The 23,459-nt window shown below is 59.3% G+C and carries 39 protein-coding genes; all 39 read left to right on the top strand.

Annotated elements, in window-relative coordinates:
- Positions 1-2: 2 nt before the first annotated feature.
- The 39 genes from RO069_RS09335 (at position 3) to RO069_RS09150 (ending at position 23,432) form a co-directional block, all read left to right on the top strand.
- Positions 3-212, top strand: coding sequence for a hypothetical protein (locus tag RO069_RS09335; RefSeq protein ID WP_328186974.1), 210 nt, complete (start codon positions 3-5; stop codon positions 210-212).
- Positions 209-994, top strand: a complete 786-nt coding sequence (locus tag RO069_RS09330) for an HNH endonuclease (RefSeq protein WP_328186972.1) — start codon at positions 209-211, stop codon at positions 992-994. Before RO069_RS09335 ends, RO069_RS09330 begins: the two co-directional genes overlap by 4 nt.
- A complete protein-coding gene (locus RO069_RS09325; protein ID WP_328186970.1) occupies positions 994-1,857 on the top strand; it encodes a hypothetical protein in 864 nt (287 codons plus the stop codon). The genes RO069_RS09330 and RO069_RS09325 overlap by 1 nt, the downstream gene beginning before the upstream one ends.
- Entirely contained in the window at positions 1,854-3,239 is a 1,386-nt protein-coding gene (locus RO069_RS09320) for a replicative DNA helicase (RefSeq protein ID WP_328186969.1), read from the top strand. The genes RO069_RS09325 and RO069_RS09320 overlap by 4 nt, the downstream gene beginning before the upstream one ends.
- A gap of 264 nt (positions 3,240-3,503) precedes the next feature.
- Positions 3,504-4,520, top strand: a complete 1,017-nt coding sequence (locus RO069_RS09315) for a phosphoadenosine phosphosulfate reductase family protein (RefSeq protein ID WP_328186967.1) — start codon at positions 3,504-3,506, stop codon at positions 4,518-4,520.
- A gap of 10 nt (positions 4,521-4,530) precedes the next feature.
- On the top strand, positions 4,531-4,839 hold the full coding sequence (locus RO069_RS09310) for a hypothetical protein (RefSeq protein WP_328186965.1): 309 nt from the start codon (positions 4,531-4,533) through the stop codon (positions 4,837-4,839).
- A 402-nt stretch (positions 4,840-5,241) separates the two neighbouring features.
- Positions 5,242-5,472: a hypothetical protein gene (locus RO069_RS09305; protein WP_328186963.1), complete on the top strand. Its 231-nt coding sequence runs from the start codon at positions 5,242-5,244 to the stop codon at positions 5,470-5,472.
- A gap of 113 nt (positions 5,473-5,585) precedes the next feature.
- The gene (locus RO069_RS09300) at positions 5,586-6,305 is read left to right on the top strand and encodes a hypothetical protein (protein WP_328186961.1); all 720 of its coding nucleotides are present in this window, start codon (positions 5,586-5,588) and stop codon (positions 6,303-6,305) included.
- A gap of 112 nt (positions 6,306-6,417) precedes the next feature.
- On the top strand, positions 6,418-6,615 hold the full coding sequence (locus RO069_RS09295; protein WP_328186960.1) for a hypothetical protein: 198 nt from the start codon (positions 6,418-6,420) through the stop codon (positions 6,613-6,615).
- Complete coding sequence (locus tag RO069_RS09290; protein ID WP_328186959.1) at positions 6,612-6,767, top strand: hypothetical protein; 156 nt, start codon at positions 6,612-6,614, stop codon at positions 6,765-6,767. The genes RO069_RS09295 and RO069_RS09290 overlap by 4 nt, the downstream gene beginning before the upstream one ends.
- Positions 6,764-6,976: a hypothetical protein gene (locus RO069_RS09285; RefSeq protein ID WP_328186957.1), complete on the top strand. Its 213-nt coding sequence runs from the start codon at positions 6,764-6,766 to the stop codon at positions 6,974-6,976. Before RO069_RS09290 ends, RO069_RS09285 begins: the two co-directional genes overlap by 4 nt.
- Positions 6,973-7,419: a hypothetical protein gene (locus tag RO069_RS09280; RefSeq protein WP_328186956.1), complete on the top strand. Its 447-nt coding sequence runs from the start codon at positions 6,973-6,975 to the stop codon at positions 7,417-7,419. Before RO069_RS09285 ends, RO069_RS09280 begins: the two co-directional genes overlap by 4 nt.
- On the top strand, positions 7,416-7,655 hold the full coding sequence (locus tag RO069_RS09275) for a hypothetical protein (protein ID WP_328186955.1): 240 nt from the start codon (positions 7,416-7,418) through the stop codon (positions 7,653-7,655). Before RO069_RS09280 ends, RO069_RS09275 begins: the two co-directional genes overlap by 4 nt.
- On the top strand, positions 7,652-7,924 hold the full coding sequence (locus tag RO069_RS09270; protein ID WP_328186953.1) for a hypothetical protein: 273 nt from the start codon (positions 7,652-7,654) through the stop codon (positions 7,922-7,924). The genes RO069_RS09275 and RO069_RS09270 overlap by 4 nt, the downstream gene beginning before the upstream one ends.
- Complete coding sequence (locus RO069_RS09265; protein ID WP_328186951.1) at positions 7,921-8,145, top strand: hypothetical protein; 225 nt, start codon at positions 7,921-7,923, stop codon at positions 8,143-8,145. Before RO069_RS09270 ends, RO069_RS09265 begins: the two co-directional genes overlap by 4 nt.
- On the top strand, positions 8,142-8,393 hold the full coding sequence (locus RO069_RS09260; RefSeq protein WP_328186950.1) for a hypothetical protein: 252 nt from the start codon (positions 8,142-8,144) through the stop codon (positions 8,391-8,393). The genes RO069_RS09265 and RO069_RS09260 overlap by 4 nt, the downstream gene beginning before the upstream one ends.
- Complete coding sequence (locus RO069_RS09255) at positions 8,390-8,983, top strand: recombination protein NinG (RefSeq protein ID WP_328186949.1); 594 nt, start codon at positions 8,390-8,392, stop codon at positions 8,981-8,983. The genes RO069_RS09260 and RO069_RS09255 overlap by 4 nt, the downstream gene beginning before the upstream one ends.
- Positions 8,980-10,161 (top strand): helix-turn-helix domain-containing protein, encoded by a 1,182-nt coding sequence (locus RO069_RS09250; protein ID WP_328186947.1) that lies wholly within the window; start codon positions 8,980-8,982, stop codon positions 10,159-10,161. Before RO069_RS09255 ends, RO069_RS09250 begins: the two co-directional genes overlap by 4 nt.
- 176 nt (positions 10,162-10,337) lie before the next feature.
- Complete coding sequence (locus tag RO069_RS09245) at positions 10,338-10,772, top strand: HNH endonuclease (protein WP_328186945.1); 435 nt, start codon at positions 10,338-10,340, stop codon at positions 10,770-10,772.
- Complete coding sequence (locus RO069_RS09240; RefSeq protein WP_328186943.1) at positions 10,772-10,960, top strand: hypothetical protein; 189 nt, start codon at positions 10,772-10,774, stop codon at positions 10,958-10,960. The genes RO069_RS09245 and RO069_RS09240 overlap by 1 nt, the downstream gene beginning before the upstream one ends.
- On the top strand, positions 10,957-11,367 hold the full coding sequence (locus RO069_RS09235) for a DUF1937 family protein (protein ID WP_328186942.1): 411 nt from the start codon (positions 10,957-10,959) through the stop codon (positions 11,365-11,367). The genes RO069_RS09240 and RO069_RS09235 overlap by 4 nt, the downstream gene beginning before the upstream one ends.
- The gene (locus tag RO069_RS09230) at positions 11,364-11,867 is read left to right on the top strand and encodes a DUF6378 domain-containing protein (protein WP_328186941.1); all 504 of its coding nucleotides are present in this window, start codon (positions 11,364-11,366) and stop codon (positions 11,865-11,867) included. Before RO069_RS09235 ends, RO069_RS09230 begins: the two co-directional genes overlap by 4 nt.
- A complete protein-coding gene (locus tag RO069_RS09225) occupies positions 11,864-12,037 on the top strand; it encodes a hypothetical protein (protein WP_328186938.1) in 174 nt (57 codons plus the stop codon). The genes RO069_RS09230 and RO069_RS09225 overlap by 4 nt, the downstream gene beginning before the upstream one ends.
- A 1-nt stretch (position 12,038) precedes the next feature.
- Entirely contained in the window at positions 12,039-12,482 is a 444-nt protein-coding gene (locus RO069_RS09220; RefSeq protein ID WP_328186936.1) for a hypothetical protein, read from the top strand.
- Positions 12,473-12,670 carry a hypothetical protein gene (locus RO069_RS09215; RefSeq protein WP_328186934.1) on the top strand — a complete coding sequence of 66 codons (198 nt, stop codon included), beginning with the start codon at positions 12,473-12,475 and terminating at the stop codon, positions 12,668-12,670. Before RO069_RS09220 ends, RO069_RS09215 begins: the two co-directional genes overlap by 10 nt.
- A 4-nt stretch (positions 12,671-12,674) precedes the next feature.
- Positions 12,675-13,166 carry a hypothetical protein gene (locus tag RO069_RS09210; protein ID WP_328186933.1) on the top strand — a complete coding sequence of 164 codons (492 nt, stop codon included), beginning with the start codon at positions 12,675-12,677 and terminating at the stop codon, positions 13,164-13,166.
- 180 nt (positions 13,167-13,346) lie between these two features.
- Positions 13,347-13,730 (top strand): M15 family metallopeptidase, encoded by a 384-nt coding sequence (locus RO069_RS09205; protein ID WP_328186932.1) that lies wholly within the window; start codon positions 13,347-13,349, stop codon positions 13,728-13,730.
- A complete protein-coding gene (locus RO069_RS09200; RefSeq protein WP_328186931.1) occupies positions 13,727-14,008 on the top strand; it encodes a hypothetical protein in 282 nt (93 codons plus the stop codon). The genes RO069_RS09205 and RO069_RS09200 overlap by 4 nt, the downstream gene beginning before the upstream one ends.
- Positions 14,008-14,232, top strand: coding sequence for a hypothetical protein (locus RO069_RS09195; protein WP_328186929.1), 225 nt, complete (start codon positions 14,008-14,010; stop codon positions 14,230-14,232). The genes RO069_RS09200 and RO069_RS09195 overlap by 1 nt, the downstream gene beginning before the upstream one ends.
- Positions 14,229-14,600 (top strand): hypothetical protein, encoded by a 372-nt coding sequence (locus tag RO069_RS09190; protein ID WP_328186927.1) that lies wholly within the window; start codon positions 14,229-14,231, stop codon positions 14,598-14,600. The genes RO069_RS09195 and RO069_RS09190 overlap by 4 nt, the downstream gene beginning before the upstream one ends.
- Positions 14,506-14,724 carry an Rz1-like lysis system protein LysC gene (gene lysC / locus RO069_RS22110; protein WP_442915357.1) on the top strand — a complete coding sequence of 73 codons (219 nt, stop codon included), beginning with the start codon at positions 14,506-14,508 and terminating at the stop codon, positions 14,722-14,724. The genes RO069_RS09190 and lysC overlap by 95 nt, the downstream gene beginning before the upstream one ends.
- A complete protein-coding gene (locus tag RO069_RS09185) occupies positions 14,708-16,069 on the top strand; it encodes a hypothetical protein (RefSeq protein ID WP_328186926.1) in 1,362 nt (453 codons plus the stop codon). Before lysC ends, RO069_RS09185 begins: the two co-directional genes overlap by 17 nt.
- Positions 16,066-16,848, top strand: coding sequence for a hypothetical protein (locus RO069_RS09180; protein ID WP_328186924.1), 783 nt, complete (start codon positions 16,066-16,068; stop codon positions 16,846-16,848). Before RO069_RS09185 ends, RO069_RS09180 begins: the two co-directional genes overlap by 4 nt.
- A 57-nt stretch (positions 16,849-16,905) precedes the next feature.
- Positions 16,906-18,849, top strand: coding sequence for a DUF5011 domain-containing protein (locus RO069_RS09175; protein ID WP_328186922.1), 1,944 nt, complete (start codon positions 16,906-16,908; stop codon positions 18,847-18,849).
- Entirely contained in the window at positions 18,846-19,457 is a 612-nt protein-coding gene (locus tag RO069_RS09170; protein ID WP_328186920.1) for a hypothetical protein, read from the top strand. The genes RO069_RS09175 and RO069_RS09170 overlap by 4 nt, the downstream gene beginning before the upstream one ends.
- Positions 19,450-20,901: a terminase gene (locus RO069_RS09165; RefSeq protein ID WP_328186919.1), complete on the top strand. Its 1,452-nt coding sequence runs from the start codon at positions 19,450-19,452 to the stop codon at positions 20,899-20,901. The genes RO069_RS09170 and RO069_RS09165 overlap by 8 nt, the downstream gene beginning before the upstream one ends.
- Positions 20,898-21,200, top strand: a complete 303-nt coding sequence (locus RO069_RS09160) for a hypothetical protein (RefSeq protein WP_328186917.1) — start codon at positions 20,898-20,900, stop codon at positions 21,198-21,200. Before RO069_RS09165 ends, RO069_RS09160 begins: the two co-directional genes overlap by 4 nt.
- On the top strand, positions 21,193-23,190 hold the full coding sequence (locus RO069_RS09155) for a portal protein (RefSeq protein WP_328186916.1): 1,998 nt from the start codon (positions 21,193-21,195) through the stop codon (positions 23,188-23,190). Before RO069_RS09160 ends, RO069_RS09155 begins: the two co-directional genes overlap by 8 nt.
- 35 nt (positions 23,191-23,225) lie before the next feature.
- Positions 23,226-23,432, top strand: coding sequence for a hypothetical protein (locus RO069_RS09150; RefSeq protein WP_328186915.1), 207 nt, complete (start codon positions 23,226-23,228; stop codon positions 23,430-23,432).
- Positions 23,433-23,459 lie beyond the last annotated feature (27 nt).

The following is a 23,459-nucleotide window of genomic DNA, read 5'->3' as shown; positions in this document are numbered from 1 at the left end:
GCATGAACACTTCTGAATTGCAAAGGAAAGCCACGATTCTCTGGCTCTCCCTCAAGATCACCGCACTAAGGCTGGCTATGTCCTGGGAAACCGGCGTTACAGATCAATGGAAGCGCATGGCAAGAGCCCAGGGTGCCTGCATTCTCCAGCGCCAGGCCCTGATGACCCCTGACGAGATTCGGCGCATTGAGCGTCGGAGGGGGCTGCTGTGAGTCAGAGCAAACGTAAAGCCATTCCTCAAAAGATGCGCTTCGAGGTATTCAAGCGGGATTCCTTCAAGTGCCAATACTGCGGGCAATCGTCGCCAGACGTGATCCTCCATGTCGATCACATCAAGCCTGTATCGAAAGGTGGCGACAACTCCATAGTCAACCTGATCACCGCTTGTCAGGGGTGCAACTCTGGAAAGTCCAACATCGAGCTGGACGACAGTTCCGCGCTGGCAAAGCAGAAGGCCCAGATGGATGAGCTCAACGAGCGGCGCGAGCAGCTGCAGATGATGATGGACTGGCGGGCCGGTCTGAAGGATATGGACAACGACGCTGTCGAGACGCTTGTGGATGAGATCGAGAGCGTAATGGTAACCCGCGAGGTAAACGAACAAGGCGAGCGCTCAATCCGCACATGGTTCAAGAAGTACGGCTACACGCTCGTCAGTGAGTGCATCGAGATATCAGCAGGCCAGTATCTCAAGTTCGATGACGAGGGCCGCTGTGAGGACCGGGCGGCGCAGAAGTTTTTCAGCATGATCCCCCGCATTGCAGCGAACAAGCTAAGACACGGCGACGACCCCGATATGTCACGCCTCTACTACGCAAGAGGAATACTCAGGAACCGGCTGAGCTACTGCAACGAGAGCATGGCCATTGATTTGCTGGTAGCGGCCAATGATGTTCTGGATGACCCCGAAGAGCTCATCGAGATTGCCAAGGTGGTTAAAAACTGGACTGCCTTCCGTCAGCAGATGGCTGAAATCATGGAAGGGGGTGCGTAATGGCCAGGGCTCGCAATATCAAACCCGGATTTTTCACCAACGACGATCTAGGTGAACTGTCGCCGCTGGCCCGTCTCGGATTCATCGGGCTGTGGGGTCAGGCTGACTTCAACGGCAACATGAAGTACAAGCCAAAGCGCCTGAAGGTCGAAGTTCTTCCATACGACAACGTGGACTTTGCTGAGTTGGTAGGCGAACTACAGCAGGCAGGATTTGTGGAAATCTACCAGGTGGACGGTGAAGACTACCTGCACGTCGTCAACTTCCGGAAGCACCAGAGACCCCATAAAAACGAGGTCTTGCGGGGTACAGACATACCTCAACCGGTTACCGGTGACGACCCGAACGGCACCGACCCAGAACGGAACGGTATCGAAACGGAACAGGAACGTGATGAGAACGTTTCTAATCCGCCGGATACCGGATACCTGATACCTGATTCCGGATACCAGATTCCTGAATCAAAGACTCCGTCATCTGGCGATGACTCGGCCCCGTCCAGTGAATCGAAGCCACAACCGAAAGACCCAGTGGAATACCAGGCGATTGTGGACATGTACAACGAGCTGCTTGGAGACTTCCTGCCCGAGGTGGTGAAACTGAACACCAAGCGCAAGAGCCTGATGCGCGCTCGCTGGAAGGAAGTGTTTGGCAAGAACAGCCGTGGCAGCGATCTGGACTTCTGGCGCAGATATTTCCTGCACGTCCGCCGCTCCAAGCCGCTTACCGGCACCAAAGACGGGTTCAACTGGCGCCCAGGCTTCGACTGGCTGCTGAATGAATCGAACATGACCCGCGTCATCGAAGGTGAGTTTCACCAGGGCGACGACCAGCGCAACGATCATCTGCGGGAGGCGTCATGAGCGACCAATTCGATTTCGTAGAAGCCTCTGTTCTGGAACTGACCCTGCGCGGCCCGTACACCGCAGAAATCTTTTCCACGCTCAAAGCCGACGACTTCAGCACCGAGATCCGGGAGCCCATGCAGGCCGCTTACGCGCTGTTCAGCGAAGGCAAGCCGGTAGACGTGATCACTGTTGCGGAGCGTCTGGAAGCAACCGGGCACTCACACCCCATGGCCTTCGTTGCAGAAGTTCTGGAATACGTTGGCAAGGCGTCCATCAGCAGCCTGGGCTACTACGCCAAGGTCATCACCAGTCGGTCCCTGTACCGCAAGATTGGCCAGACCATCATAAGCGCCCGTCAGTGGCTGGAGGACGAGAGCCCCGAAACCGCCTACGAGCGCATCCTGACAGACCTGAGCGACATTGGCCGCAAGGATGACGACCAGCTCTGGGACATGAAGACTGCTTCCAAGGCGTTCATCGAGGAAATGCAGGATCGCAACGATGCCGGTGGTGAGCTGATCGGCCTGTCCACCGGGTTCAAGCACCTGGACAACCGCATGAACGGCATGCGCCCGGGTGACATGATCGTGATCGCCGGTCGGCCAGGCATGGGCAAGTCTACCCTTGCATTCAACATGGTTGAGCACAACGCCGTGGTGAAGCAGATCCCGACACTGGTGTTCAGCCTTGAGATGAGCGCGCCACAAATCATCGAGAAGATGAGTGCCTCACTGGGCCAGATTAATCTTGGCTCCTTGCGCAAGGGCACACTCACTGAGGACGAATGGACCGCGTTCAGCGCCGCCTCGCAGCGCACCCAGAACGGCAACCTACGCATTGACGACCGTGGTGGCCTGAGCATTGCCCAGATCCGGGCTCGTTGCTTTGAGGTTCAACGCCGGTACGGCCTGCAACTGGTGGTCATCGACTACATCGGCCTGATGAGCGAGCGCGGCAACAACCGCAACGAGGAACTGACCAAGATCAGCCAGGGCATCAAGCGCCTGGCCAAGGACCTGCAGTGCCCGGTCATTGCCCTGTCCCAGCTCAACCGCGGCGTTGAATCCCGCCCGGACAAGCGCCCCCACATGAGTGACCTTCGCGAATCCGGCGCCATTGAGCAGGACGCGGACGTGATCATCTTCCCCTACCGCGAAGGCTACTACGACCGGGACAACGACAACCCGGACCCGCTGACAGAAATCATCTTCGGCAAGATCCGCATGGGTGAGCCCGGCAGTGAAGGGCTTGAGTGGCAGGGCAAGTATTCCCGCTTCGTCGCCATGCAGGGCCGGCCGGACTTTGAGCTGATGCGCAAGCAGAAGGAAGAAGCTGAGCGCCAGGCACGCGATCAGGACCAGAAGAACCGCAAGGGACGGGGGGGGATGCCGCTATGAATCACCACGTCGGCAAAACAACCCTGATCAATCACCTGATCAGCATTGGGGAATGGGAGGACGGGGTATGAGTGCGAATCAGTGCTGCGGGTGTATTCGTGGCCTGCCGGTATCCCCTGGCGGCTTTCACCGCACCGAGACCGAGCTATTCATGTGCACCGCCTCCCGCTACCGCCTGGAGCTTGAGCCCAAGTCTGTGGATACGTGGCACAAGCCGGTGAAGAAGAACTCTGATTGGGTGCCTTTTAAGGTTGGGGGTGGGAAATGAGCACCTGCAACGTCATCAGCATCAGCGGCGGCAAGGACAGCACGGCCATGCTTACGCTAGCTATCGAGCGAAATACGGAAAATTTGGTAGTCGTGTTCGCGGACACCGGTCACGAGCACCCGGAAACCTATGAGTACGTTCAATACCTGGACGGATACCTGCGGGGCCAGACCGGCCAGCATATCCATATCGTTCGAGCCGACTTTGCGGATCGGGTAAACGCCAAGCGCCAGCGCATGATTGAAAACCTGATTTGCCTGGACGATTGCGGTCGCCGGGATCGGCACTGCACGGGTTACACCCAGCGGTCCCTAGAGAACATGATTGACCTGCTACACCCCACCGGGGTTCCGTTCCTAGACCTGTGCCTCTGGAAAGGAAGGTTCCCGTCAACGACCAGCCGCTTCTGCAGCACCGAGCTCAAGCATGAGCCCTTGAATAGATTCATGGATCCGCTGCTTAAGCAATTCGACACTGTGATCAGCTGGCAAGGGGTTCGCGCTGACGAATCCAGAGAGCGGCAGAACCTGCCGATGTACGACGTTGAACTCGGTAGCTGGGATCCCGAGCCGAAAGGCTGGCTTATTTATCGCCCCATCATCGAGTGGAACGCTGAGCAGGTGTTCGACCAACACCGAAAGGCCGGCGTGAAATGGAACCCGCTCTATGAGAAAGGAATGAGTCGAGTGGGGTGTATGCCATGTATTCACGCACGCAAGGATGAGTTGTCGGCCATTAAGACGGCCTATCCAGAGCAGTTTGAGCGAGTGGCCCAATGGGAGCGGCTGGTATCGAAGGCCAGCAAGAGGCAGATGGCCACGTTCTTCAGCGCGGACACGGTGCCAGGTAATTCCCGCGTGAATTCCGAGATCAACCTGGACAGTCATGGCATTCACCAGATTGCCGAATGGGCCGGAACCAGCCGAGGCGGCCGCCAGTACGATCTGATTAAAGCCATCGACGTGACCGACGAGAAACCCAAGTGCACATCCGTGTACGGACTCTGTGAGTGAGGAACCCGCAATGATCGAGATCATCATCCTGGCCTGCGTGGCCTTCGTCCAGAACATGGCCTTCACCTGGGTCAGCCGTAGTCGTAACTCCGGTGATCCTACCTATCACCGCAAGGCCGCGTACTGCTCCAACGGCATCTGGTTCCTGACAAACATCCTGATCTGGAAGCAGGTGTGGACTGCGATTGAAACCGGGTCGTGGCTGCACCTGGTTGCCGCCGGCGCTGCTTACTGCATCGCCACCAGTGAAGGGTCCGTGTTCATGATGAAGCGGCTGCTGAAATCCGAGAAGGGCAAGCAGCGGGTAGGTGCGCGGTGAGCCAGCCAGGAATGGAGCGTTGGTACGCGTGGAGGCCGGTCATGACTGACAAGGGTTTGCGTTGGCTCGAAACGGTTGGCGTCCAAAAGATCACCGAGGAGCGAGAGCTCTACCCGTGGTACCCCGGTGACCGCGAGCCCCCAACTTTTCAGGCAACGGTGGAGCGATATGTTTGTCTCCGGGAGCCGCGCCAATGACTACGCACCAACTACGCACACTACGCAGTGCGCAAAACCCATGCGAAGCGGGGCCATGCGGGGTTCTGCGGGAGTTTGAGATTGAGTATCACGAGTTTGGAGTGCGCAGAGTGCGCATGAGTGCGAAGTCTGCGAACCAGCTGTGGGATGAATTGGCGGGAAGTCACCCAGAGTGGTTTCCGGTGGCGATTGTGGAGGTGAAGCCGTGAGAAGCATCAACGAACAGAAGCAGCTTGAGCAGCGAATTCTGTCGTTTCTGGACGGCTGCGACCCGATGCCCTGCGGGGTGATTGCCACGGCGCTTTGTGAGAGCGCGTTCGAGGTCCGGGCCGGACTGCATGCGCTGGTGGACGCCGGAGAGCTGCACAAGTTCAGCAAACCCAACGGGACTGAGATGTTTGTGGTTCAGTCGGGCGGGCCTGGGGAGGCTGCGTGATGCCTATTTGCCACGGACACCGACTCACACATTACAGCTTCGATGATAGCTGCCCTCATTGCCGGGCAGGCAGGGAGCGCCGCATTCAGGAATTGCTTGAACAGGAGAGCGCCATGAAAACCCCGACGCAGGAGCAGCTGAATAGTGTGGAGTGGTGGGATGAGAACGCAGGATCAGCGTCCCATTACTGCCCGACAAATAAGCAGTTCTACGATGCGCGCTTGCACCCTTGCTGCGTCTCCCGCCCCAAGCCCCAGCCCACTGACGCCAAGCCAGAGAGCCAGGATTTGCCGGAAGACGGCGCCCTTGTCGTTGTCACCGATGACGAGTGCAACCGGGGCACCTATTTCCTGTGCGAGTTTCAGTCTGACGGCCCGCGCTTTCAGGAATACCCCAAAGGGGGATGCTTTTACCCTGATGAAGTGTCTGGCTGGACGGATACCGGTATTCGCCTGAAAGATCAGGCCCAACCAGAGAGCCAGGAGTGGGTGGATGGGCTGCCGCCGGTTGGTGTGGAAGTAGAACTCCGGGAACCGCTCAGCCCTTGCGCCTACAGATACTTCACTGGCCGAGTGGTTGGCTACGACGAAGAAATGAGTATCAAGTCGGCGGTCTGCAGGGTGGGCGACGAGTATCACGCCTACAAACCCTCGCAACTGCGCCCCCTCAAGACCGACGCAGAGCGCGGAAGGGAGGAAGTCTGTAGCGAAGCCGTGAAGGTCGCGCATCAGGCAATCAAGCACTTCGGCATCTCTGGCCAGATCCCCATGGCCACGATCATGACCGCCCTCTACGACGCCGGCATGCTGCGCAAGGGAGGGGATCAGTCATGACCTGTCCCAATATGAGCACAATCAGACAAACCGTCTCCACTTGTACATATATGGTGACAGTTCAGCCGATGGCTCTGTTCATTAATCGTGAACAGCGCGGGAGGGTGGAGTCATGAAGTATCTCGTCGCGGCAACCATCGGCGCAATCGCCGGCTTCCTGATCATCGGCTTCATCTTCTGGGACGCGAACCCGGGCAACTACACAGTAATGGGGCGCCTTATCGCAGTATGCATGGCCGCCATCTGTGGTGGCGTGGGTGTAGGTCTGTGCCGGGAGCATGAGCAGCAGCGCGGGAGGGTGGACGGATGATTCACCTCACGCTCACCGTCGTCGTGCTGGTTCTGTGCATTGCTGAAACGGCGCGCTCCTACTGCGACCGAGAGTTTGGCTGGTTTGTCGCTATGGGGTTCGTGTCGGTATTCGTGGCGATCTCAACAATTGGCCAGGTGGAGGCTTTATGACCAACCGCTTCGCCCGATGCACAGAAATCATGCCCTACACCCTGCGAGTGGCCACCAGTTTCCTGCCCCGCGAGCCGTTCAAGGAGAGCCGCACCCGGGGTGCCATGATCGACGGCAAGTTCCGGGTCTATACCGTCAGCGGTCACTGTAGCCGGTCCGGGGTGAAGTTCAACCGCCTGCTGCGGTTTCGTCGGAGGGTGCTGTCATGAATCAGCGATTGGTCCGCACCGAGCAAGAGCGCCAGATGCTCATCCGCTACATCGAGAGCAAGCCCATGCCGTTCACCAACACGATCAAGGACGGCGACAAGCGCAGCCTGCCGCAGAACCGACTCCAGATGCAGTGGTGCAAGGAAGCGGCGGAGCAGGGCGACCAGACTGCCGAGGAATACCGGGCGTACTGCAAGCTCCACTTCGGGGTGCCGATTCTCCGCGAGGACGACGACTTTCAAGCCAAGTACGACCAGACCGTCAAGCCGCTGCCCTATGAAACCAAGCTGGCGCTGATGGCTGAGCCCTTCGACTTCCCGGTTACCCGTTTGATGCACGTCCCGCAGATGCGCCGATACCTGGACGCCATCTATCAGCACTTCACCGGGCTGGGATTCCAGCTCACCGATCCGAACTGGCAAGGAATGGAGGTTGCCGCATGAGCACCCAAAGACCCACAAAGCCCTATATGGGTACTGGTTTACCCAAAGCGGGTAACGGAAGCGACCCGGTAAAAGAGTTTGCCCGCGCAATGAACCGGGCTGCACGCAGGCGCAAAAAGCGACTCGGCATCATCATGGCCGACATGGTGGCAGCCAACGCCGCCAAGCCCGCCAACTCCACCAACGGCATGACCTTTGACCAACTGATGCAGCAACTGAAGGGTGAAACATCATGAGCATGCAGAAGCCTGATGTCGCAAAGATGCTGAGCGCCCACATTGCGCACGAGCTACAGGGCCGTGTTGAGGATCTGGTGGTCAGCCGGTTCATGGAGCGGATTCAGAAGGACCTGGAGCAGGTCGAGCAGGACGTTCGCTCCATTGTCCGGGAAGCCACCAAAGAGTGGACGCTGGGCGAGATTGAGCATGTGCGAAGCCTCATGAGCTTGGCCGAAGACCTGAATATCGAATTGGTAGTGACTGAGAAACAGGAGAAGGCCACATGACCCGACACCCCAACTGCAAGCCCGAACAGATCATGCGCCCGGTTGCCGTGAGCATGTCGCAGCAGAGCCGCCGCTCAGCCAGGGCAGAGATCGAACTGCTGACCCAGGACTTCGTGGCCAATGGAGGCAAGGTCACCGAACTGCCCTCCCAGCAGGCCAGCACCATCACCAGGCCGGCGTTTAACGACATGCCGGCTGAGTTTGGGGAGGATGCGGCGTGAGCACCCTGAATGAGTTGGAGTCGGCATGGTCTGAGGAAGCTACGGCGAAAGCTGAGCGCTTCTATCAATCGAAGTTTGGCCGGCGGCAACGGTGGCTCTTGGGCCTGATCGAGAACCACCGCGTTCATATGTACCGGTACGCCGAAACCGTCTGTTATCAGAACAGAGTTGCAAAGCGCCTGAACGCCCTGTCAGCGAAAGCAGTGAGCAAGCGCCTGGCCGCGATGATTGAGCGGGAGGCCAAGTGAAAAGGTCCGGCATCCAGCGCAAGAAGAAGTGCAAGGTCTGCAAGGGCGAGTATCAGCCCATGAATAGCCTGCAAAAGGCATGTAGTCCTGCCTGTGCGCTGGCGTTGGTGGACCGGGAGAAGGAACAGAAGGCAGCAAAGGAGCGCAAGGAATCCCGCGCATGGATCAGGAAGCAGAAACAGGACCTCAAAACCCGGGGCCAGCACATGAAGGAAGCCCAGCAGGCGTTCAACGCCTACATCCGGGCCCGGGACAAGTACCGCCCCTGCATCAGTTGCGGCGCCTACCAGACCAATGACGGTCTCATGACGGGCAGCCGGGTGGACGCCGGGCATTACCGCTCTGTCGGATCCGCCCCTGAACTGCGCTTTGAGGAACTGAACTGCTGGGCGCAGTGCACACGTTGCAATCAGCACCTGTCCGGCAACACCGTCGATTATCGCAAGAACCTGCTGAACACCATTGGACAGGAAGCCCTTGATTGGCTGGAAGGGCCGCACGAACCGAAGAAGTACACGATTCAGGACCTGGAGCAGATCAAGGCCCACTACCGAAAGCTGACCCGTGAGATTGAGAGGAAAGCCGCATGAAGCTGGACGAGAAGTTACTGGAGTACGCAACTGATCGGGAGCGGGAGTACCTTCTCGCGGTGAATGAGCATGGGTCGCAGCAGAAGGCTGCAAAGAAGCTGGGTGTTAACCGTAGGGCTGTGGACCACGCCATGGCCAGGTTGAAGACCAGGGCGGCGCGGCAGGGGTTCGCGCCTGAGCATGAGCTGACCCGCCAAGCGGCCCCTGGGTTCCTGCTCAAAGGCCACAGCGACTTCATCAACGAGGAAGACGGAACCCTGACCCGCCGCTGGCTCAAGTACGACGCCGACAAGGAAAAGCAGTGGGAAATGATGAAGGCTACCTTTGAGGCTATGGCCGACGAGTTGCCGCGAGTGAAGCCGACGAAGGCGCCGAAGGGGCTCTCTGCTGACCTGCTCAACCAGTACACGCTCACGGATTATCATCTTGGCTGCCTGGCCTGGGGGGAGGAAACCGGCGCGGATTGGGACTTGAGAATCGCCGAAGACCTGCTGATGCGCTGGTTTGAGCAGGCGATTGCGCTGTCGCCGGATTCCGAGACGGCCATCTTCTGCCAACTGGGTGACCATGCCCACTATGACGGCATACTGGCTGTCACGCCCACCAGCGGCCACATCCTGGACGCCGATTCCCGTTACCAGAAGATCATCCGCGTCATGATCCGCACCACCCGCCGAATCATCAGCATGCTGCTGGCGAAGCACAAGCACGTCATCGTGCTGATGGCCGAAGGCAACCACGATATCAGTGTAAGCATGGCCACACGGGAGTGGCTTCACGCCATGTATGAGCACGAGCCCCGGGTAACCATCGACCGCAGCCCCCGCCCGTATTACTGCCACCTGCACGGCGAGACGATGCTGACCTACCACCACGGCCACCTGAAGAAGATCGAGCAGCTACCGTCCGTCATGGCCGCGCTGTTCCCGAAAGAGTGGGGCGCCGCCAAGCATCGATACTGCCACAGCGGACACCTGCATCATGACAAGGTGATTGAGTTCAACGGCATCAAGAATGAGCAGCACCGGACCTTAGCGGCCCCTGACGCACATGCTGCCCGGGGCGGCTACATAAGCGAGCGGTCAGCGAAGACCATGACCTATCACAAGCTGTACGGCGAGGTGAGTCGAATCACGATTACGCCTGACATGGTTTATCAGGCGGGGGAAGCGGCATGAGCGCTAATCTCGCAATAAGCCATGGCCAAGGGCTGCGGCTACCATCGAGTCGTCCGGACGCAATGGAGAGCGGGTCTCCGCATTACTTCACGGGCAGGCCATGTAAGCACGGGCACGTTTCCATTCGACAAACAACCAACGGGGTATGCCTGGAGTGCACAAAGGAGCGGGCTGCATTGCCAGAAAACATCAAGAGCAGAAAGCAGACCGCTAGGCGCGCATACCTTAAAACCAGAGACAAGCGGCTGGCCTATGGAAAGGCGTATCGAGAGAAAAATAAAGAGAAGTTCGTTGCATGGCAAAGAAAGTGGCGTGAAGAAAACCGAGAGCGGTATCGGGAAATACAGCGGGCATCTCAAGCCCGCCGAAGGGCCGGTCTTCAAGGGGTCTCTCGGGAAGATCTCAATGAGTGGGCTGATAGCCAGGCCAAAGTTTGCTACTGGTGTGAATCAAAATGCAGAAGCGATTTCCACATTGACCACTATGTGCCGCTAGCAAAAGGCGGCCAGCATGAAATTGACAATTTGGTAATTGCCTGCCCGAAATGCAATTTGGCCAAGCACGCCAAGGACCCGTATGAGTTCGCTGAAAGCATGGGGAGGCTTTTCTGATGACCTACACAATCCTGATTCCGCTGCTGATCACGGCGGCCTGCTTTGTTCACTTTCACCACCGGATGACGGGGAGCGGCGGACGATTCCACCGTGCAATGTACGCCCTGATGAACCTGGGCCTGGCGTTCACTATGAACATCGGCACCTGGGCGGTTTGGGGTTTGGCTATGTGGGGGTTGTCATGAACTATCCAGCAGCATCGACAAGGTGCGCAGTGTTTGACCCGAATATGGCGACGAGGAAGCTGCCCCTGGTCTACGTAGCCGGCCCCTACCGAGCCGAAACCCGGGAAGCGGTAGCGCAGAACGTGGCAGCCGCAAGGCACGTTGGTCGCCTCTGTGTGCGGCGTGGATGGTTCCCGGTCATGCCGACGGTGAATACGGCGCTCTTTGACCACGATTTCCCGGGGCTGGCTGACGATCAGTTCTGGCTTGACGGCACCCTGGCGCTCATGAAGAAGTGCGACGCCGTGGTGCTGGTCGATGGCTGGCAGTACAGCAGCGGTGCCAAGGGCGAGATAGACGAGGCCCACCGCCTGGGCATCAAGGTCTACAACAGCGCCGGGGAGTTGCCGGTGAGGGAGGTGGCATGAGTGACGAGCAGCAATATCCATACAGCCCAGACCGGGATCATCCGAACTGGAACAACTGGGCAATCCCTGAAGGAAGTTGGCCCTATTACATGCTTCACCGCATGAACTGGGAAACTGGCGCAATGAGCTATGACCTTCCCGTGAAAGGGCTGATACGCGACCTGTTCCGCCAAGTTTCGCGGTTGAGGCTCAAGCCCGTAGAGGTTATTCGGCCTATGGAGGCGCCTCGAAACCTTCTGGCCCACGAATTCCTGGAGGCTGGCCTTGGCCACATGAAAGACCGCGCCGCCACCTACGACGCGCCGCAGGGCGAGCGCAGCATGGGCAAGACCGTGGACATGTTCAGGGCTCTGACCGGTATCGAAATGACCGAGGAACAGGGCTGGAAATTCATGTGCTGCCTGAAACTGGTCCGCAGTGAACAGGGCGACTTCCGGGCGGACAACTTTGAGGATCTGGCGGCTTATGCAGGGTTGGCCGGGGAGGCGGCAGGGAAATGAAGATCTACTTCGACCGCGATAGCAAGAGCGTGAGCATGGCCATCCACTGTTTCGATGGGTGGATAGATTTCAGGCTGCACAAAACCCTGGCTTTGCACTTCCGTCTTTGGCGCAAGGCTAAAGTGGGGTTTGCCTGCTTCGGACCAGTCATGGTGAGCGTGGGGTGGTGATATGAGCGTCATTGACGAGATATTCCAGCCAAACCTGATCGCCCACGACCTGTTCCACATGCTGACCGGTGAGCAGCTTGGGGCCGGCATGAGCCGCACGGTGTACGACTGGAGCCTGATCAAGAATGCCGTGGTGAAGTTTGAGCAGCCGGACTTCTACCAGAACGTCAACGAGTGGCAGACGTGGTCACGGATTCAGGAAACCGACCTGGCCAAGTGGTTTGCGCCCTGCCTGGACATCAGCCCGTGTGGTCGCGTCCTGATTCAGGCCAAGACCAAGCCGCTGGACGGGAAGTTGCCAGACCAATTGCCAGCCTTTTTCACGGACACCAAAGCGGCGAACTTCGGCATCTACAAGGGCAGGGTGGTATGTCACGACTACGGGCTGCACCTGATGCTGGAGAAAGGCATGACCAAGCGCATGAGGAAGGTCGAGTGGTGGTAGACCAAGAGCAGTACAAAGCCGACTGCCTCACCCGCTGGAACCGCCTCAAAGACGAGGCCACCCAGAAGCTGAGGCTGTACCAGGCCAAGAACATCACCCGGCAGGAGCTGGAGGATTGGCTGAAAAGCCATAGCGCCAGGGACGAGCAGACATTGCGGGGCATGATCAATCGTATGCGGGGGAAGTAGCGACATGGCAGAGCAGAACCGGAAGACACCAGAGCAGAAGCGGGCGCGTGAAGCGGCGGAAAGCATTGTTGACCTGTTCCTCGAGTACGTGGTTCGGGCCGATATGACCAAAGACATCACCTGGGAGGGACGGAACATTCTCGAGATGGCGGTGAAGTATCAAAGCTCCGGCTTCTCTGGATTCTGTAAGCTGGGCGCCAAGGTCGATCGGATCAACCGTCAGTACATCACCGAGGACATGAGCCGGGCCGCCACCATCATGGCGCTGCTGTCAGATAAGCAGGTAGAGGCGCTGGCCGTAGATCGTGCTCTGCGGGGAAGGACTCGAGTTTTGGCGGTAGACCCATTCAACCCTGACAAGCCGATAACAAAGTTCTGGGATGATCTCGAGTGCGCCCACTATCTGAACTGTTCGGTTGAAGCCATGCGCCGGCGGATCACCGACGGATATCAGAAGCTGGAAGGCTTTATGGCGGGCCACCAGAAAGCAGCTTGATCGTGTTGACTGCTGGCTCACTGCTGGGGTAGGCTTCAGGTCAAATAGAGAAACTATCCACAGAGAAAGCCGCGCCATTTGGTCAGCGGCTTTTTTTGTGCGCGTAATTCCAACCGTCAAGTAATCCTTACCAGTTCCCAGCCCGCCCCGTGCGGGCTTTTTTTATGCCCGGAGTTCGTCATGGGATTCATGCTCAGCCAAAGATCAAGAGCCAGGCTTGCGAGCGTTCACCCTGACCTGTCTACCGTTGTCGAACGCGCCATCCAGATCACAGAGGTGGACTTCACCGTGCTGGAAGGCATTCGAACCAAATCCCGGCAGGCAGAGCTTGTAGCCTCTGGCGCCTCACAGACCATGAACAGCCGTCACCTGACCGGCCATGCCGTCGATCTGGGGGCCTGGGTCACTGGCTCTGTCCGCTGGGACTGGCCTCTGTATCACAAGATTGCCGACGCCATGAAACAGGCGGCGCAAGAGCGGGGCATTCCCATTGAGTGGGGCGGGGACTGGCAGACGCTGAAAGATGGGCCCCACTACCAACTGCCATGGAAGGAGTACCCATGAGCGACCAGCAACCCCGGGAGAACTGGCACGTCAGCAAGACCATCAACATCACCCATCTGCTGACCACTATGGCCATGCTCCTTTCCGCCCTTTGGTATTTGGCAGGGCAGGACACGAGGATCAGCCAGGCTGAACTGAACATCCGCCACCTGCAAGACCAACGGGTGCAGGACCGGGAAACGTCGGAGAAGAAGTTCGATGAGCTCAAGACAGACCTGCGCCTGATCAATTCCAAGCTGGACCGGCTCATTGAAAACCAGACGTATGAGCGCCCGTGATGACTGACGAGCACCCCAACCCCAACCAGTGGTGGTTTCACCGCCGCCTGATGGCCTACGTCAGCCTGGCTGGGATCGTTATAAGCCTACTGTGCGCCCTGACCGGCGCCATCCCCAGCACCCACACCGATCTGGTTGAGGGTCTTTGCTGGGTCTTCGGCTTCATCCTTCTGGGCTACTACGGCAACAACGCTTTTGAGGCGTTCGCGCAGGCCCGCAAATGATCACCTCCAAGATCAAGCTGGCCGCCGCAGCGGTCGCCATTACCGCCGTATTCGGTGCCGGCTGGACCGCCAAGGGCTGGCTTGAGGACAGCAAAGAGCTGGCCGCCATGGAGGCCCTGGACCGCCTCACCGCAAACATCCGCGAAGGTCAAAGAGAGATTTCCGCACAGGTCGAACAGCGACTCAGTGAGCTGAAAGCCAACGAGCGCGTCATCGACCGGGGAGTGATCCGTGAGATTCAGAAGCCTGTGTATCAGCGTGTTTGCCTCCCTGATGCTTCTATCCGGCTGCTCAACAGCGCCGCCAGTGGTGAAGCCCCAGGAGAACCTGCTGATCAAGTGCCCGAAGACGCTCCCACCCCTGACTGACGGCACCGCCCGGGATGTCGTGCTCACCATGAGCGACTGGGCCAGCCAGTACCACGACTGCGCCACCCGACAGCGCGGCCTCGTTGACGCCATCAAAGAGATCACCAATGCCAACGCCCAGTAACATCGTCCTGCGAAACCTGACGACGCCGCCGGTCAAGGGCCTGACCTCGCCCTTTATCGCCACGGCACCGGACCTGCGCGACGGAACACGCTCAACTGGGCCCAATCCGCCAGAGTTCACCCTGTCGGCAACCAGCAACAGCATCACAGCGACCATCACCCAGGGCAACGGAGCCGATTCCTACGAGATTCGCGTTGACTCTGGGGAGGCAGTATCCGGGCTGACGGTTACCGGGCTGACCGCTGAGCAAACCTATTCCGTTCAGTTGCGCGGCTATATCGGTGAGGACGCCGGCGCGTGGAGCGATCCGGTTGACCAGGCTACGGCTGCGGCGGCTCAGGGGTTGATTTTTGAGGAATCGTTTGACGGCCTGCCGGACCACACCAGCTCACAGCCGTTACCACAGGGCATGCTGGACGCCGGATGGACCAACCAGCGCCATGGTGAGGTCAACTGGTCGCCGTCAAACGGATACCCGGATCACCACGACGCCTACATGATCAAAGGTGATGACCCGGAGCAACTGGAAGGCGGAGTAGGGAAATCCTACGTGCACTACCGAGAGTCCTACGACGCAGGGTGGAACAACTGGAATGCTGATGGGATTTTGACAAAGTGGTTCGATGATCAATATCCGGAAATGCTAGTTCGTTACTGGATTAAGTTCCAGCCGGGATGGACATCCGGTGGGCAATCCAAAATCGTTCGGTTTCGGCACCTAGATGCAGGAACCCCTGACAGCGAGATATACAAGTTTTTCACCGACGGGAATACCTCCGCTTTGTTTCAGACTCAGTGGGGGGTCAGCCAGTACGGGTTGCGCAATTTCCTGGCATTTCGAGGCGACCCCCAAGAGTCGAACTATTACCAGAACGACCCGGCACCTATCGGGCTCCCTCGCCCGCTTGCCAGCGGCGATCTGGCCCTGAATTTCGACAACAATATCCGTGATGGTATCGATGGCGTGAGCTTCACCCTACTGGACCGAACTACCGGGCAGGTAATTCAGCCAGGTGTGACGGTTACGCACGACATGGTGTACGGCGCAGGTTGGAACAAGGTTGAGCTGTACGCAAAGATGAATTCCGCCCCCGGCATGCAGGATGGCGTTGGGCTTCAATGGGTCAACGACCAGCTCTGTTTTGCCAATAACACGATTGCCTGGATGGGTAACGGCAGCCCCGGTGGGCTTGGCTGGAATTGTGTGGACATTGGCGGCAACGCTATATGGAGAGATTACCCCAACGATCAGCGAGTCGAGGAATGGTACGCGATCAGCCGCGTTGAGGTGCACGACTCTCTGCCCACAGAACTGTATAACGCCCTGCCGGAGTGGTTGAAATGAGTGAAGCCTACATAAACGTGACACACGCGAACGGAGGCGATGTTTCCGTCACCGATTGGTATAACGTTGAGGCCGGCGATGAATCGGTGCAGGGGCTGGGATCAACCGGCTGGTCGTTTCAGTTCACTACCTCGTTCACTGGCATACCAGGGGGCGAGGGCACGACAGACGGCGGCACAGGGGATGCCGCATGGGTGGCGCCGGGGGCTCTACTACAGAGCGCTCGCGGTGGGGCAGTTGGCCAATGGACTGATCTTGATGACTCCAAGACGTATACCGTTTACGGTATTTCCTCGTACACCATCGGTGGCCGCTCCTCATCATGGACTGTGAATGGTGGGGGCACTCCCCAGATTACTAATGACGTGGTTGGCGGCAACCCAAACACCACGGAATCCGCTGTATTCACCGAGGTTTCGCCTTCTAGCGGCGTTATTACGATTGAGGTCGAGAATGAAGCCGGCTCCGGCGACTCGTATGTTGCGGCCATGGGCATTGCTGAGAACGCCGGCCCCTCCGTCACCCTCGACAACGCCACCCTGACCCCTGGCAGCACGATCAGCGGCAGCTATGCCAACTTTGCGGGTGTGCCGACCAGTCCGCTTGTGCTAACCGATAGCGGCAGCAACACCCTGAACGTGACCGTCACCATTACCGACAACGGCGATGGCACCGGCACCTTCACTGGCACCATGCCCACGTTGCCCGCCCAGGGCGCCAGCGCCGCCGGCCTCCTGTTCGGCTCTGTCAACGCCGAGCTGACCGACCCCGGAGCCTAAACCGTGCCCACAGCCGCCTTTACCTACAGCCCGGGAACTGGTCGGGACAGCGTCACTTTGTCCAGTTGGGCGAGCGATGCCTCGTTTACGACCACGCCGGTGGCCGGTGACCAGATCGAGTTCGTCGATACGCTGACCGTTGGCACCGATGGCGTTGTGTCTGGCGCTGACGGCAACTACACGCTGCGCCATATCATTGCAGCAACCGGGCAGGTGGAGGCGATCAACTATCAGGTGGGCTCCGGCACGGTTGCGACGCTGAGCAATCCGACGGCTACGGCAGACGGGCAAAATGCCGCTGACGGCACCGTGGATACCAACACGCAGAGCGGTGACCTGTACGTACTGGCGACCGCGAACGCCACTGAGAGCGCCGCAACGATCAAGGCGGGCGGGCTGTCACAGGCAATAGCAGCGCAGATTACGCAGAGCGTCAGCCTTTCCGGTCTGGACGCCGGCACCCAGTATTACCTGCATTACGTGCAAGTGACTGAGGGCAACAACTCCAACGTCGTGACCTCTGCGGCAATTACCACGGACGCCGCGCCGGTTATTGCCAGCGCCACCTTCACCTACACCCGGGGCAACAACTACACCACCAGGACCCTGGTGGACCCGGTAGAGGATTACCTGTTTGTCGACTGGTCAGCAACGCCGCTGGAAGGCGAGCAACTGACCACCCAGACCAGCGCCGGCACGTTTGATGAGAATGGCAACTTTGCCACGGACGTAGAGGCCGAGATCCCGGTCACCTACACCGAGCTGGACGGCACCACCTGGTCGTTCACCATCGACACGACCGGCCTGGGCGAGGCCGTTGATACCACTCCGGCAGACTTCACGTTCACGGCCCTGACCAATCAGGCCCGGGACGTACTGGTCACCTCCAACACCATCACCATTCAGGACGTGGACGCGGGTGCCGACGTGCCCCTGACCATCAGCGGGGATGCCACCAGCGAATACTCCATTTCCACCGATGGCGGCGCAACCTGGGGCACGTTTGCCGAGGCTGACACCGTTGTCCACCTGAACGATCAGGTCCGCCTGCGTCACCGCACTGGCAACGACTACTCCGACACGATCACCACCACCGTTGATATTGGTGGCCGGGCTCGCAACTTCACCAGCACCACGCTGGCTGACACCGTCAAGCCCACGATTTCCCTGGTAGGCGGCAACCAGTCCATCGTCCAGGGCGAAACCTGGGTAGATCCGGGATACACCGCCTCTGACAACGCCGATGGCGACATCACCATGAACGTGGTGGTCACCGGCACAGTCGATACCGGCACCATCGGCCAGTACACGCTGACCTATAGCGTCACCGACTCGTCCGGCAATACGGCTCAGACCACCCGAACGGTTTCCGTGGTCGAGTTCGTCCCGGACGACCAGACCGCTCCGGTTATCTCCCTGGTGGGCGGCAACCGCACGCTGACCGTTGGCGATACGTGGACCGATCCCGGGTACAGCGCCACCGACGACGTTGATGGCGACCTGACCGAACAGGTGACCATCACTGGAACGGTCAATACCAGCCAGGCCGGCAGCTACAACCTGGTTTACTCGGTCACCGACGCTGCCGGCAACGAAGGCAGCACCAGCCGCACCGTCACGGTCCTGCCGGCCACACAGTACCCGCTGGACGTTCTGGCTCCGCCGAACCGCACCTATATCGCCACCCGCGCCTACCGCATTGAGGCTGGCGAGCGGGCCTTTGTGAAGCAGCCGGGCGAGATCCTGGACTATGACTTCGACCTGTCTGAATGGCTGACACTGCAAGGCGACGACCTGAGCGAGGACGTTCTGGTCACCGCCCCCGCTGGCGTTGAGATCGTCGGCCAGGGCCGCGTCCCGGGCGAGGACCGCGTGAAGGTCTGGCTCTCCGAGGGTAGCGACGGCTACACCTATCCGATCACCCTGACAATGACAACCACCAGTGGCCGGACGGCTATCTTCAAGTTCCGCCTGCTGGTGCTGGAGCGACTGGCCGCATGAGCAAGCTGAAGTACGACTGGGAGCGCATCGAGAAAGAGTGGCGCGCCAACAAGCTGAGCAACCGCGAGATCAGCGCCCGGTACGGCGCCAGTGAAGCCGCGATTCGCCAGCGGGCCAAGAAGTACAACTGGGTCCGTGACCTGGAAAGCGAAGTCGATAAGCGCACCAAGGACAAGATTCGCCGCGGCCTTCTGAAAGATCAGCACGAGCCGGTGACCGATGAGGAAATTGTTGAGCAGGTCGCCAGCCGTACTGCGGATGTGGTGCATAGCCACAGGAAGGACATTCAGAGCGCTCGCGGGCTGGCTGGGATGCTGATGGGTGAGCTGCTGGACAATACGGCCAACTTCCAGACTCTGCAAGAACTGGTTGAGCAGCAGGCCGACGAAGAAGAATGGGATGCCCAGCGCCGGGCCCGGGTCAATCGAGCCCTGTCCCTGCCGCAGCGGGCCGTCACCATCAAGGACCTGTCCGTAGCTATGAAGAATTTCCAGACGCTGGAGCGGACAGCCTTCGGGATCAACAGCAAGGAAGGTGAAAGCGGTGACACCTCACTGGAAGACGCTCTGCTGAAGGGCATTCAGAGGGCTCAGGCTCGCAGTGAGTAAATCCGAGCAGCACCTGCGCGAAGAAATAGCGAAGTGCTGGGACGATCCGCTGCGCTATGTGTTGCTCGCATTTCCCTGGGGACAGAAAGGCACCCCGCTTGAGAAGTTCCCGGACGGGCCGGACGAGTGGCAGAAGGATCAGCTGAACGCCATCCGCGACCATATTCGCGACGGGAAAGAGATTGCCCTGCGGGACGCCACCACATCCGGTCACGGCATTGGCAAATCGACGGAAACCGCCTGGGTCATTCTCTGGTTCTGCAGTACCAGGCCACATTGCGCCGGACGGATCACCGCCGGTACCCAGGCCCAGTTGAACAGCACCACTTGGCGGGAGCTTTCCGTCTGGCATCAACGATCCATCAACAAGCACTGGTTCAAGTGGACCGCCACCCGGTTCTTTGCCGTGGAAAGCCCGGAAACCTGGGGCGTGACGGCGATTGCTTGGAGCGAACACAACTCAGACGCCTTTGCCGGCCTTCACGCCGAGCATGTGCTGGTGATCTTCGATGAGGCCTCAACCGTGGCTGACATCATCTGGGAGGTTACCGAGGGCGCCATGACCACCCCGGGCGCGTTCTGGTTCGTGTACGGGAACCCGGTACGGAATACCGGGCGCTTCCGTGAATGCTTCCGGTCCATGCGCCACCGCTGGAATACCCGGCAGGTGGACTCCCGCACCTGCCGGATGACCAACAAGGCCGAGATTGACCAGTGGGCCGATGACTACGGCGAGGATTCCGACTTCTTCCGGGTTCGGGTCAAGGGCCAGTTCCCCAGGGCGTCCAGCAGTCAGCTGATCAACGAGGACACCGCCGAGGCGGCCAGGCTGCGAGTGATCCCGAAACGCATCTATGAACGCTACCCGGTGGTGATTGGTGTGGACGTGGCCCGCTACGGCGACGACCGCACCGTGATTGTCCGCCGTCAGGGCCCGAAAGTCTGGATGCCTGAGACCTACCGCGAGATTTCCACCATGGAAGTGGCCGCCAAGGCCTATGAGGCATGGCAGGAACACAAGGCCGATGCCGTGTGCGTGGATGGGATTGGTGTCGGCGCCGGCGTGGTGGACCGCCTAGAAGAGCTAGGCGCCCCGGTGGTGGATGTTCAGTCTGCCGCCCGCGCTGAAGACCCCCGCAAATACTTCAACACCCGGGCCGAAATCTGGTGCCGGATGGCCGAATGGCTCCATGACGCCGCGTTGCCGGACGACAAGGAGCTGATTCTGGAAATGACCGCTATCGAATACGGGTACAACGCCAACATGCAGATTGTGATCGAGCGCACCGAGGACCTGAAGAAACGCATCAACGTCTCTCCGGACCTGGCTTCTGCGCTGGCCATGACCATGGCGGACAGCACCAAGATTGCCCGGGCCTTGTCAGCCGGACAGAGAGTAACGGCCCGCCCGGTGGCCAACGTGGATATGGGAGCGTGGACGTGATCGATGATGTAACCAAGCAGCTTGACAGCCTGGTGGACCACCTCAAGCGCCACATCTTTGCCAAGTGGGCCAATCGTGACGGCGTTCAGGTCCAGTACCACCGCGAGAAACCCCTGATTCAGTTCAAGTGTGTCACCGATGACAAGGTGGTGATCGAGGTGACCTACGACATCAATCAGACCAGCAAGGAATACATCGGCAACATGGTCCAGGGCATCCGGGATCACGTCGTCCGCGTTCGTCAGGAGCGCCACCGCAACCCCATCATCGTGAACACAGGCAGAGCAGCCAATGCGTAATCAGGGCCTCGTCCTCGTTAAATCGAATGCAGATCTGGACCGGGAGGAAAACACCCGCGTCCAGGAGCAACTGGAGGCCGAGGAACGCCAGCGCGAACAGATCGAGTCAAGCCTGGCCGGACACATCCGGAGGTTCTGGGAAGTGGCCCAGCGCCACAAGGAGCCGGTGGAGCTTCGCATGCTGGAAAGCCTGCGCCAGATCGCCGGGCAGTACAGCGAGGACAAGGCCCAACAGATCAAGAACCAGGGGCTGCCGTTGGTCTATATGCAGATCACGTCTGTGAAATGCCGGGCTGCGAAGTCTTGGATTCGGGACGTTCTGATGCCGGCTGGGGACAGGCCGTGGTCCTTAAAGCCGACGCGCATCCCTGACCTGGCCCCAGAAGTGAAGTTCTCCCTGATGCAGCGCGTTCAGCAGGACGCCGCTCAGTTTATCCAGGCCACTGGCGAACGCATCACGCCGGACCGCATGCGCGAGGTGTACGACGAGCTGTACGACAAGGTGAAGGGGCAGATTTCCGATGAGGCCGACACCAAGTGCGAGCGGATGGCCGACGAGATTGAGGACCAACTGAGCGAAGGCGGCTGGAATCGCCAGTTTGATGACGTGATCTCCGACGTTGTGGACTACCCGGCTGGCATCCTGAAAGGCCCGGTGCTGCGCCGCAAGAAGAAGCTGCAATGGGTTCCTCAACAGGGCCAGGTCACCGTGGCCGAGGAAATCGCTCCGGAAGTTGAGCGGGTGGACCCGTTTGCCTTCTACCCTGCACCCGGCATTGTGGAACCGGACCAGGGTGATTGTATCGAGATTCACGAGTACATCCCTGATGAGATTCACGACCTGATTGGCCTGCCGGGCTATGACGAAGAACGTATCCGCGCCGTTCTGAGGGACCACACGCTTCATGGCCTCAGCAACTGGACCCGCGAGAGCCTGCGCTCTGCTAAGAATCGGGCCCGTGGTCAGTACAACGGCACTGTTGACGAAGAAAAGACCATTGAAGCCCTGGAATACTGGGGCTCCGTCCAGGGTTCCAAGTTGATCGAGTGGGGCAAGACGGAATCTGAGATTCCCGACCCGGACGCCATGTACGACATCATGGCCGTTCTGATCGGTTCCCATGTGATTTGTGTCCGCATGAACCCGGACCCGCTGGGGCGCAAGCCCTACGCCAAGGCCTGTTTCGAGGAAATTCCCGGGGCGTTCTGGGGCAAGGGTGTGCCCGACCTGATCAAGGACTGTCAGGACGTGTGCAACGCCGCTGCCCGCGCCCTGGTGGCCAACATGGGCATCAGCTCCGGCCCCCAGGTGGCCGTGAATACCGCGAGCCTGGCGCCGGGTGAAACCGTGCAGCAGATGTTCCCATGGAAGATCTGGCAACTGGATTACACCAAGACCGGCGGCAACAGCCGGCCACCGATTGAGTTCTTCCAGCCCAACGCCAACACCGATGCCCTGATGAAGGTGTTCAAGGAATACTCCAGCCTGGCCGACGAATACAGCGGCATCCCGTCCTACAGCTATGGCGTGGGCGATTCAGTGGGCGGGGCAGGCAAGACCGCTTCCGGCCTGTCCATGCTGATGAACGCCGCCTCGAAGGCCATCAAGAATGTGATCAAGCACATCGACGCCGGGGTGATCGCGCCGACCATCGAAAAGTTCTACGTCTACAACATGCTCTGGCACGAGGATCGGTCTATCAAGGGCGATGCCCAGGTGATCGCCCGGGGCTCCCTGTCTCTGGTTGCCAAAGAGCAAAACCAGATGCGCCTGCAGGAGTTGCTGGCCCAGACCGCCAACCCGATTGATATGCAGATCCTTGGCATCGAGGGCAGGGCAGAACTGCTGCGCAAGAGCCTTCAGGGTGTGGACATGGCCAGTGACGCCATCCCGAGCGAGGAAGACCTGCGCCGCCGCATGCAGATGCAACAAATGCAGGAGCAGCAGGCCGCTCAGCAGCAAATGATGCAGCAAGGTGGCCAGCAGTGATCAATCGCCCTGACCAGCGTGTTCTGGAAGCCCTCATGGCCCTGGAGCACAACGGCCATTTCAAAGACATTCTGCAGTGGTTGGAGGAAAGCCTACAGGCCACCACCGAATGCTGCATTGAAGAAACCGACGAGACAACGCTGCGCCAGGCACAAGGGGCTGCGAAGGATCTCCGTGACTTGATCAAGGCTGCCAGGGAAGCGCGAGCCAGCCTTGAGAAAACCCGGCGACAGACACCGTAAGGCCTGACGCCCACGCAAGACCCAGAA

The sequence above is a fragment of the Marinobacter sp. OP 3.4 genome (genome assembly GCF_036224885.1).
Lineage (GTDB): Bacteria > Pseudomonadota > Gammaproteobacteria > Pseudomonadales > Oleiphilaceae > Marinobacter.
Note: the sequence above shows the minus strand (reverse complement) of the source record. Positions and strands in the feature narration are given on the sequence as shown.

Excerpts from the sequence above, each read along its gene's own strand:
- RO069_RS09220 (WP_328186936.1), top strand. The coding sequence starts at position 12,039 with ATGAGCGTCATTGACGAGATATTCCAGCCAAACCTGATCGCCCACGAC.
- RO069_RS09310 (WP_328186965.1), top strand. The coding sequence starts at position 4,531 with ATGATCGAGATCATCATCCTGGCCTGCGTGGCCTTCGTCCAGAACATG.
- lysC (WP_442915357.1), top strand. The coding sequence starts at position 14,506 with ATGCTTCTATCCGGCTGCTCAACAGCGCCGCCAGTGGTGAAGCCCCAG.
- RO069_RS09230 (WP_328186941.1), top strand. The coding sequence starts at position 11,364 with ATGAGTGACGAGCAGCAATATCCATACAGCCCAGACCGGGATCATCCG.
- RO069_RS09170 (WP_328186920.1), top strand. The coding sequence starts at position 18,846 with ATGAGCAAGCTGAAGTACGACTGGGAGCGCATCGAGAAAGAGTGGCGC.
- RO069_RS09235 (WP_328186942.1), top strand. The coding sequence starts at position 10,957 with ATGAACTATCCAGCAGCATCGACAAGGTGCGCAGTGTTTGACCCGAAT.
- RO069_RS09225 (WP_328186938.1), top strand. The coding sequence starts at position 11,864 with ATGAAGATCTACTTCGACCGCGATAGCAAGAGCGTGAGCATGGCCATC.
- RO069_RS09320 (WP_328186969.1), top strand. The coding sequence starts at position 1,854 with ATGAGCGACCAATTCGATTTCGTAGAAGCCTCTGTTCTGGAACTGACC.
- RO069_RS09315 (WP_328186967.1), top strand. The coding sequence starts at position 3,504 with ATGAGCACCTGCAACGTCATCAGCATCAGCGGCGGCAAGGACAGCACG.
- RO069_RS09195 (WP_328186929.1), top strand. The coding sequence starts at position 14,008 with ATGACTGACGAGCACCCCAACCCCAACCAGTGGTGGTTTCACCGCCGC.
- RO069_RS09285 (WP_328186957.1), top strand. The coding sequence starts at position 6,764 with ATGACCAACCGCTTCGCCCGATGCACAGAAATCATGCCCTACACCCTG.
- RO069_RS09210 (WP_328186933.1), top strand. The coding sequence starts at position 12,675 with ATGGCAGAGCAGAACCGGAAGACACCAGAGCAGAAGCGGGCGCGTGAA.
- RO069_RS09190 (WP_328186927.1), top strand. The coding sequence starts at position 14,229 with ATGATCACCTCCAAGATCAAGCTGGCCGCCGCAGCGGTCGCCATTACC.
- RO069_RS09295 (WP_328186960.1), top strand. The coding sequence starts at position 6,418 with ATGAAGTATCTCGTCGCGGCAACCATCGGCGCAATCGCCGGCTTCCTG.
- RO069_RS09300 (WP_328186961.1), top strand. The coding sequence starts at position 5,586 with ATGAAAACCCCGACGCAGGAGCAGCTGAATAGTGTGGAGTGGTGGGAT.
- RO069_RS09335 (WP_328186974.1), top strand. The coding sequence starts at position 3 with ATGAACACTTCTGAATTGCAAAGGAAAGCCACGATTCTCTGGCTCTCC.
- RO069_RS09150 (WP_328186915.1), top strand. The coding sequence starts at position 23,226 with ATGGCCCTGGAGCACAACGGCCATTTCAAAGACATTCTGCAGTGGTTG.
- RO069_RS09205 (WP_328186932.1), top strand. The coding sequence starts at position 13,347 with ATGGGATTCATGCTCAGCCAAAGATCAAGAGCCAGGCTTGCGAGCGTT.
- RO069_RS09325 (WP_328186970.1), top strand. The coding sequence starts at position 994 with ATGGCCAGGGCTCGCAATATCAAACCCGGATTTTTCACCAACGACGAT.
- RO069_RS09240 (WP_328186943.1), top strand. The coding sequence starts at position 10,772 with ATGACCTACACAATCCTGATTCCGCTGCTGATCACGGCGGCCTGCTTT.
- RO069_RS09265 (WP_328186951.1), top strand. The coding sequence starts at position 7,921 with ATGACCCGACACCCCAACTGCAAGCCCGAACAGATCATGCGCCCGGTT.
- RO069_RS09290 (WP_328186959.1), top strand. The coding sequence starts at position 6,612 with ATGATTCACCTCACGCTCACCGTCGTCGTGCTGGTTCTGTGCATTGCT.
- RO069_RS09180 (WP_328186924.1), top strand. The coding sequence starts at position 16,066 with ATGAGTGAAGCCTACATAAACGTGACACACGCGAACGGAGGCGATGTT.
- RO069_RS09275 (WP_328186955.1), top strand. The coding sequence starts at position 7,416 with ATGAGCACCCAAAGACCCACAAAGCCCTATATGGGTACTGGTTTACCC.
- RO069_RS09250 (WP_328186947.1), top strand. The coding sequence starts at position 8,980 with ATGAAGCTGGACGAGAAGTTACTGGAGTACGCAACTGATCGGGAGCGG.
- RO069_RS09155 (WP_328186916.1), top strand. The coding sequence starts at position 21,193 with ATGCGTAATCAGGGCCTCGTCCTCGTTAAATCGAATGCAGATCTGGAC.
- RO069_RS09270 (WP_328186953.1), top strand. The coding sequence starts at position 7,652 with ATGAGCATGCAGAAGCCTGATGTCGCAAAGATGCTGAGCGCCCACATT.
- RO069_RS09185 (WP_328186926.1), top strand. The coding sequence starts at position 14,708 with ATGCCAACGCCCAGTAACATCGTCCTGCGAAACCTGACGACGCCGCCG.
- RO069_RS09280 (WP_328186956.1), top strand. The coding sequence starts at position 6,973 with ATGAATCAGCGATTGGTCCGCACCGAGCAAGAGCGCCAGATGCTCATC.
- RO069_RS09200 (WP_328186931.1), top strand. The coding sequence starts at position 13,727 with ATGAGCGACCAGCAACCCCGGGAGAACTGGCACGTCAGCAAGACCATC.